The 6859-nt window shown below is 71.5% G+C and carries 8 protein-coding genes; 7 read left to right on the top strand and 1 reads right to left on the bottom strand.

Translation table 11 applies throughout. The features are described 5' to 3' along the window. From ABZY45_RS34840 to ABZY45_RS34825, 4 genes are all read left to right on the top strand, one after another. A partial coding sequence (locus ABZY45_RS34840) for an ABC transporter permease (protein WP_356746265.1) occupies nt 1-725 on the top strand: 725 nt, incomplete at its 5' end. 200 nt (nt 726-925) lie between these two features. Next, nucleotides 926-1276 carry a hypothetical protein gene (locus ABZY45_RS34835; RefSeq protein ID WP_356746264.1) on the top strand — a complete coding sequence of 117 codons (351 nt, stop codon included), beginning with the start codon at nt 926-928 and terminating at the stop codon, nt 1274-1276. A 77-nt stretch (nt 1277-1353) separates the two neighbouring features. Beyond that, complete coding sequence (locus tag ABZY45_RS34830; protein WP_356746263.1) at nt 1354-1761, top strand: SRPBCC family protein; 408 nt, start codon at nt 1354-1356, stop codon at nt 1759-1761. A 93-nt stretch (nt 1762-1854) separates the two neighbouring features. Beyond that, the gene (locus tag ABZY45_RS34825) at nt 1855-2613 is read left to right on the top strand and encodes a DUF4253 domain-containing protein (RefSeq protein WP_356746262.1); all 759 of its coding nucleotides are present in this window, start codon (nt 1855-1857) and stop codon (nt 2611-2613) included. A 19-nt stretch (nt 2614-2632) separates the two neighbouring features. Here the strand turns inward: ABZY45_RS34825 and ABZY45_RS34820 are convergent, their stop codons facing one another. Beyond that, a complete protein-coding gene (locus tag ABZY45_RS34820; RefSeq protein ID WP_356746261.1) occupies nt 2633-3949 on the bottom strand; it encodes a hypothetical protein in 1317 nt (438 codons plus the stop codon). A gap of 177 nt (nt 3950-4126) precedes the next feature. Between ABZY45_RS34820 and ABZY45_RS34815 the strand changes: the two genes are divergently transcribed. The 3 genes from ABZY45_RS34815 to ABZY45_RS34805 are packed head-to-tail and all read left to right on the top strand — an operon-like array spanning nt 4127 to nt 6770. Further along, nucleotides 4127-4963, top strand: a complete 837-nt coding sequence (locus ABZY45_RS34815; protein ID WP_356746260.1) for a type II CAAX endopeptidase family protein — start codon at nt 4127-4129, stop codon at nt 4961-4963. Then, nucleotides 4960-6114, top strand: coding sequence for a histidine kinase (locus tag ABZY45_RS34810; RefSeq protein WP_356746259.1), 1155 nt, complete (start codon nt 4960-4962; stop codon nt 6112-6114). Before ABZY45_RS34815 ends, ABZY45_RS34810 begins: the two co-directional genes overlap by 4 nt. Beyond that, the gene (locus ABZY45_RS34805) at nt 6111-6770 is read left to right on the top strand and encodes a response regulator transcription factor (protein ID WP_356746258.1); all 660 of its coding nucleotides are present in this window, start codon (nt 6111-6113) and stop codon (nt 6768-6770) included. The genes ABZY45_RS34810 and ABZY45_RS34805 overlap by 4 nt, the downstream gene beginning before the upstream one ends. Nucleotides 6771-6859 lie beyond the last annotated feature (89 nt).

Genomic DNA, 6859 nt, shown 5'->3' with positions numbered 1-6859 from the left:
ACCTCCTGCACGCCCGGCGCTACCCCTCGCTCACCCTGAACCTGCTGCTCACCCCGGTCATGCTCCTGCTGCTCTTCGTCTACATCTTCGGCGACACCATGAGCGGCGGCGCGGGGCGCGACGAGTACATCGCCTACATCGTCCCCGGCATCCTGCTGATGACCATCGGCTCCACGACGATCGGCACCGCCGTCTCGGTCTCCACCGACATGAGCGAAGGCATCATCGCCCGCTTCCGCACCATGGCCATCCACCGGAGCTCCATCCTCTTCGGACACGTCGTCGGCAGCGTGCTCCAGACGATCATCAGCGTGGTCCTCGTCGGTGCCATCGGTGTCGCCATGGGCTTCCGCTCCACGGACGCCACCGTCGTGGAGTGGCTGGCGGCCTTCGGCCTCCTCGCCCTCTTCGCACTGGCCTTCACCTGGATCGCGGTCGGCATGGGCCTCGGCAGCCCCAACGCCGAAGCCGCCAGCAACAACGCCATGCCGCTGATCCTGCTGCCCCTCATCTCCAGCGCCTTCGTCCCGCTGGACTCCATGCCGGGCTGGTTCCAGCCGATCGCCGAGTACCAGCCCTTCACCCCCGCCATCGAAACCCTCCGCGGCCTGCTCCTCGGCACGGAGATCGGCGACAACTGGTGGATCGCCCTCGTCTGGTGCCTCGGCCTCACCCTTCTCGGCTATCGCTGGTCCAAGGCCCAGTTCAACAGCGACCCGAAGTAACCGGCATGACCGCGCGGGCCACCCCCCGCCGACCGCCCCACCCGCTCCCCCCAGGGCGGCGTACACCGGCACCGAGCCGGTCGTACGCCGCCCTTCGGTATGCCGGGCGGCGCGGCGGGTCCCCTCACGGCTGGGGACCGGACCAGGACTGAGTACGACCGCTCATGTGCGGCGCCATCCGCCCGAGTTGACTCGTACACATGTCGGACGACCCGCTCAGCCCCCGCGCCCCGCACGCCTGGATCGCGCCCCTGATCTCCACACTCCTCACGCTGCCCGCGGCGGGTCTCGCGCTGCTGTACGGGGGCCTGTCCCCCATGGCCTGTGACTCCTGCAACGGTCCACAGGCAGACCGCTTCACCGATTCCTTCGACACGGCCTGGGCCGTGCTCAGCACCGGTCTCGTGCTGTCCCTGATCGTCCTCGTGGCGAGCTGGGCCCTGCCCTGGCAACGACGGCAGGACGCGAAACGGGCACTCCTGGCCACGGCCGCGCCCGCTGTCGTCGTGGTCACGTTCCTCGCGTTCATGGCACTCGTCGACTGGCCCTGACCACGAACAGGGGCAGCACGGGCTCCGCGTCCGATCCGTCCAAGACGGCGCACCGGCGACTCGGTAGCGTCAGCTCCATGACCACTCACGCCGGCGAATCCCGCCACATCAGCATCCACATCGAGCGCCCCGCCGAGGAGGTCTACGCCTACGCCTCGGACCCGTCCCACCTGCCCGAATGGGCCGCGGGCCTCGGGAAGTCGATCGAGGAGACCGACGGACGGTGGATCGCCGACTCGCCCATGGGGCGGGTCGTGGTCGATTTCGCGCCCAGGAACGACCTCGGCGTGCTCGACCACCACGTCACCCTCCCTTCGGGCGAAACCGTCTACAACCCGCTGCGGGTGATCGCCGACGGAGACGGGTGCGAGGTCGTGTTCACCCTGCGCCGCCGGCCGGACATGAGCGCCGACGACTTCCGGCGCGACGAGGCCGCGGTGGCGGCCGACCTGGTCACCCTCAAGCGCCTCGCCGAACAGGGCTGAGGGGCCGCACCTGCGGAACGACGCCCGGTGCGGGAACGGCATCGCACCACGGCCGGACCAGCGTTGTCAGTGCCGGATCCTAGGCTGATCTTCATGGCCACCCTCCCGAACCAGCTGCCCCGGCTCGAACTCCCGGCGGGCACACTCCTGACCACCACGGCGGACGGGCCGTGGCACGAACCTCTCCTCTGGTACGCCGACGAGCCGGCGCAGCCGGGCGACTGGTCCCGGCTGCGGGCCACGGGCCGCCCTCTCGGCCTGCTCCCGGTCCTGCTCGAAGGCGGCCCGCGCGACGAGGGCCCCCAGCACTGGCAGCTCAGCCCGGCCGACACCACCTACCCAGGTGACCACGACGCCGAGGACGTCCTCGCCGAGGCCTGGGATGCCTACGCCTGCGACGAGTTGGGGAGCGAGCACGCCGAGTGGCCCGGACTGGCCCCGGCCCCGGCCGGGAGCACCCCCGAGACCCCGGACGAACTGGCCGCCGAGATAGCCGACATGATCGCGGAGACCGCACGGCCCGCACTCGTCCCCGCCCGGCGCAGCGCCGACATCCCCGCCTCGATCGGCTGGTCGGGGCCGCTCAACCACGAGAACGACGTGGCCCGCCTCTGCGCGGTACTGCGCTCCTGGGAGGACCGGTACGACATCAGGGTCGTCGCGCTCGGCTTCGACACCATGAAGGTGTCCGTCGGACGGCCGCCGACCACCGGGACGGAGGCGTACGCCCTGGCCGCCGAGCACTTCGCCTTCTGCCCGGACAACATCGACCGTGAGCCGCCCCACGGGCTGCGCGTGTACGCCGAAACGCACCTGCTGGGACAGGAGGTGTGGACGTTCTGGTGGGACTGACCGACCCCGACGGCGCCCGTCAGAGGAACCGTGAGCTGGTCACCGGTCCGGAGGAACGCAGCCGGGCCCGGTCACCCCTGAGCCAGGTACCGGCCACGGCGGAGACGAAGTCCGTGAGCTTCTCGGCAGGGTCGGCGGGCGTCTCCCCGTCCCCCGCCTCCGGTGCCGGATCGGCTCCCACGATCTCGGCGGCGATCGCCGCCTCCGGCCGCCGGTCGGGCTCCCCGCGCTCCACCTCACCGTCGGCGCCCTGGCGAAGGCCGGCCTCCCACGGCGCCACGGCCGACTGGTGGAGCAACGTGACACTGTCTGCGGTGACGGCGGGCGGGTCGGTCCAGCAGGAGGCGTGCTCGTGCAGGACCTGCCCCGGCGCGCGTTCGAAGAGCTGCCCGATCACCTCGGGCCCGCCGGCGGCGCGTGCCGTCCCGGCGAGGTCGTAGGCGATCACCACGGTGTCCTCGCGGCCGGCCTCGAAGGGTTCCGCCGGAAGGCCCAGCACCTCGGCGGCGGCAAGACCCAGGATCCTGCTCCCACGGTCCGGCAGCAGGGACACCGACCGAGGACGCACCCCGGCGGCGGCGACCACGGACTTCAGCCGCAACAGCCCGTACAGACAGCGCTCGTGGGAGTCCTGGAGATAGGCGTACCGGCCCGCCATGCCCGCGTCGAAGCCGAACGGGGACAGTGTGCCGAGCACGGTGCCGCCCATGACGTACTGCCAGCCGCGGAGATCGGAGTGGTCCAGCGGGCTCACCCGCCCCACGACCGAGGAACGCTCCAGCACACGGTTCTGCCGGTCACGCGCACCGAGCCAGGTGTCGTCGGCGGGAGCGGACAGGCGGGCATGCTGACGGCGAGCCAGTTCCAGGTCACCGGCCAGGACGGCGTTGAAGACCAGGAGATAGCGGTCGGGCCAGTCGGCGAGCCCTCCCTCGTGTGCGAGCAGGGCGTCGACCGCGTCCCGGTGCCGGCCCTCGTCCTCGTACGCCGAGACCAGTTCGCGCAGCAGGCCGGCGGACCCCGGGGCCAGGCGCAGCGCCTCCCGGAGCGCGGGTATCGCCAGGTAGGAGACACCGCGCTCCACGCACGCGTAGCCGTAGTCGTAGAGCGGACGCGCCCGGTCGGGGTGGGCGGCCAGCGCCGTCGCGGCCTTCCGCAGGTCGTCGAACCCCGCTGCCCCGGCAGCCCGCCCGACCACGTCCGCGACCTCTCCCAGCGGCGCCGAGGAAGCCTGCCTCAGCTCACGCAAGGCGCCCGGGACGTCACCTCGGTCGAGGCACTCGCGTGCGGCGGCCAGTTCGGGGGACGTGGGGCGGCGATTCCTGCGTGAGAACATGCGGGCGATCTTCCCCGTAGCCGGGAACGCCCTCAACCGAATTGATCACTCCCGCATGTCTGTCCCCCACGCGAGCTACGCGCAGGTGTCCACCGTGAGGTGACGATCGCGGACCGCCGGATCCGTAGCGTTCGAGGCGCCGCGGCACCTGGCCCCGGCTCCGGTGAAGGAGTGTTCGTGAGATTCATATGGCAACTGCTGGCCGTCGCGCTCGTCACCATGATCGGCGGTCTGACCGTCGGCGCCGTCGAGGACAGCCCGTGGCTCCAGCTCGTGCTGGGCCTCCTGACCTCCGTGGCCGCCGTACTCGTCTACAGATGGGTGGTGCGCAGGACGGAACACCGCCCGCCCACCGAGGTGGCCCGCAAGGGTGCCGAGGCGGCGTTCGGCCGAGGGCTGCTGATCGGCCTCGCCATGTTCGGCGCCGTCATCACGAACATCTACGTCAACGCGCACTACGAGATCAACGGCCTGGGTTCCCCCGCCGGCGCCGTCGGGCTGGCCGGCTTCATGGCCGCCGCGGCCGTGACCGAGGAAGTGCTGTTCCGCGGGGTCCTGTTCCGGATCATCGAGGAACGCGTCGGCACCTGGATCGCGCTGACCCTGACCGCGGTGCTGTTCGGCGCCGCACACCTGCTGAACCCGAACGCCGACCTCTGGGGCGCCATCGCCATCGCGATCGAGGCCGGCGGGATGCTCGCCGCCGCCTACGCCGCGACCCGCACCCTGTGGTTGCCGATCGGCCTGCACTTCGGCTGGAACTACGCGGCGGCCGGCATCTTCAGCACCGAGGTCTCCGGCAACGACACCCCGCAGGGGCTGCTGGACACCGTCACGTCGGGCCCGGCATGGGTCACCGGCGGCGCCTTCGGCCCGGAAGGAAGCGTGTACTCGGTGGTGTTCGGAGCCCTGATCACCTCCGCGTTCCTGTGGCTGGCCCACCGGCGCGGCAACCTGGTGCCCCGCCGCCGCCGCGCCGACAAGGCAGCCGCCGCCACTACACTCCCCCGATGACCGGACTCCCGCGGATCCTGGAACGGTGGCGCCGGCCGGACGCCGCGCTCTGGTACGCCCCGCTGGCACTACTGCTCCTCGCCGCGTCGTTCCTGCCGGGGTTCCGCAACAACGGTACGGAGCTCGGCGGTCTGCCGGACCGCCCCTTCGACACCCTGGCCGTCGTGGCGATCGCCCTCCAGGCCCTCCCGCTCGCCGGACGCAGGCGATGGCCCGTCATGTGCTTCGCCGTGGTGTCGCTCGGCTTCGCCCTCGACCAGCTCCGCGGCTACCACACGCTCGCGGGCACCGCGCTGCCCATCGCCCTGATCAGCGTGGCGTCCCTCGTCGAGCACCACCGGCGGGCCACCGCGATCGTCCTCTCCGCCGCGTACGTCCCGCTGGCGGTCGCGCTCCACCGGCTCGGCCCAGGGGAGCCACCGAGCGAGTTCGTGACGTTCTACCTGGCCGTGGCACTCGCCTGGGGCGTCGGGGTGTGGCTGCGCAACACCCGGGCCGTGGAGGCCGAACGCCGCCGCCGCGTCGCCGAGGACACCCGCACCGCCGAACGGGCGCGCATCGCCCGCGAACTCCACGACGTCGTGACCCACCACGTGACGGCGATGGTCGTACAGGCCGAGGCGGCACGCTATCTCACCGCCGCACCCGACCGCCTCGACCAGAGCCTGACGGCCGTCACCGACACCGGCCGGCGGGCCATCACCGACCTGCGGCACCTGCTCGACCTGCTCAACCCCGACCACGGCCCCCAGGCCACACCACCGCCCGTCGGCAGGCTCCTCACCCTCGTCGAACAGACGCGGCGGGCGGGGCAGCCCGTGGAGTTCACGGAGGAGGGCGCACCCGCCGAATCGACCGGAAGTGCCGACCTCGTCGCCTACCGGGTGGTGCAGGAGTCCCTGACGAACGCCCTCAAGTACGCTCACGGCAGCGCCACTTCGGTCAGGGTGCGCCACAGCGAGAAGGAGATCTCCGTGGAGGTCAGCACGGACGGCTCCAGCTCGAAAGCCGCACCCACCGGCGGAAGCGGGCGGGGCCTGGCCGGTCTCCGCGAGCGCGTCGACGTGCTGGGCGGCGACTTCAGCGCGGGCCCGCAGCCGGACGGCGGCTTCCTCGTCCGGGTCCGCATACCCGCCGGGAGCCCCTCGTGACCGAGCCGATCCGTGTCCTGATCTGCGACGACCAGGTACTGATCCGCACCGGCCTGGCGACGATCATCGACGCGCAGCCCGACCTGGAGGTCGCAGGCGAGTGCGGGGACGGCCGGACGGCGGTCGACCTCGCAGAGAGACTGCGTCCGGACGTCGTGGTCATGGACATCCGCATGCCGGTGCTCGACGGCATCGAGGCCACCCGTCTGCTGGCCGGCGCCGGAGTGCCCCACCCCGTCAAGGTGCTCGTGGTGACGACGTTCAACCTGGACGAGTACGTCTACGAGGCGCTGCGCGCCGGCGCGAGCGGGTTCCTCCTCAAGGACGCCCCGCCGGACCGGCTGCTCCACGGCATCCGCACCGTGGCAGCGGGCGCCGCACTCTTGGACCCGGACGTCACCCGCCAACTCGTGGGGAGGTACGCCGCCCGAATCCGGCCAACGGACGGCAACGGCCCCGACATCCCCCTGACGCCACGCGAACTGGAGGTCCTGCGCCTCATCGCGGACGGCCTCTCCAACAACGAGATCGCCGCGTCCCTCGTGATCAGCCGGGAGACGGTCAAGACCTTCGTCTCACGCATCCTGACCAAACTCGGGCTCCGCGACCGGGTGCAGGCAGTCGTCTACGCCTACCGCCGGGGCCTGGTGTCCTGAGCGGGCCGAATCAGTCACTCTCTGCGTCTAGGATGCGACATGCGGTGAAGGCGTACAGATTTCTTGTACGGGTCGCCGATGCGTGAAGC

Origin of the sequence: Streptomyces sp. NPDC006516, from assembly GCF_040611875.1 — a bacterium.
Taxonomy (GTDB): Bacteria; Actinomycetota; Actinomycetes; order Streptomycetales; family Streptomycetaceae; genus Streptomyces.
The sequence above is the reverse complement of the archived record's forward strand: the minus strand, read 5'-3'. Positions and strand labels throughout refer to the sequence as shown.

Excerpts from the sequence above, each read along its gene's own strand:
- ABZY45_RS34810 (WP_356746259.1), top strand. The coding sequence starts at position 4,960 with ATGACCGGACTCCCGCGGATCCTGGAACGGTGGCGCCGGCCGGACGCC.
- ABZY45_RS34830 (WP_356746263.1), top strand. The coding sequence starts at position 1,354 with ATGACCACTCACGCCGGCGAATCCCGCCACATCAGCATCCACATCGAG.
- ABZY45_RS34825 (WP_356746262.1), top strand. The coding sequence starts at position 1,855 with ATGGCCACCCTCCCGAACCAGCTGCCCCGGCTCGAACTCCCGGCGGGC.
- ABZY45_RS34835 (WP_356746264.1), top strand. The coding sequence starts at position 926 with ATGTCGGACGACCCGCTCAGCCCCCGCGCCCCGCACGCCTGGATCGCG.
- ABZY45_RS34820 (WP_356746261.1), bottom strand. The coding sequence starts at position 3,949 with ATGTTCTCACGCAGGAATCGCCGCCCCACGTCCCCCGAACTGGCCGCC.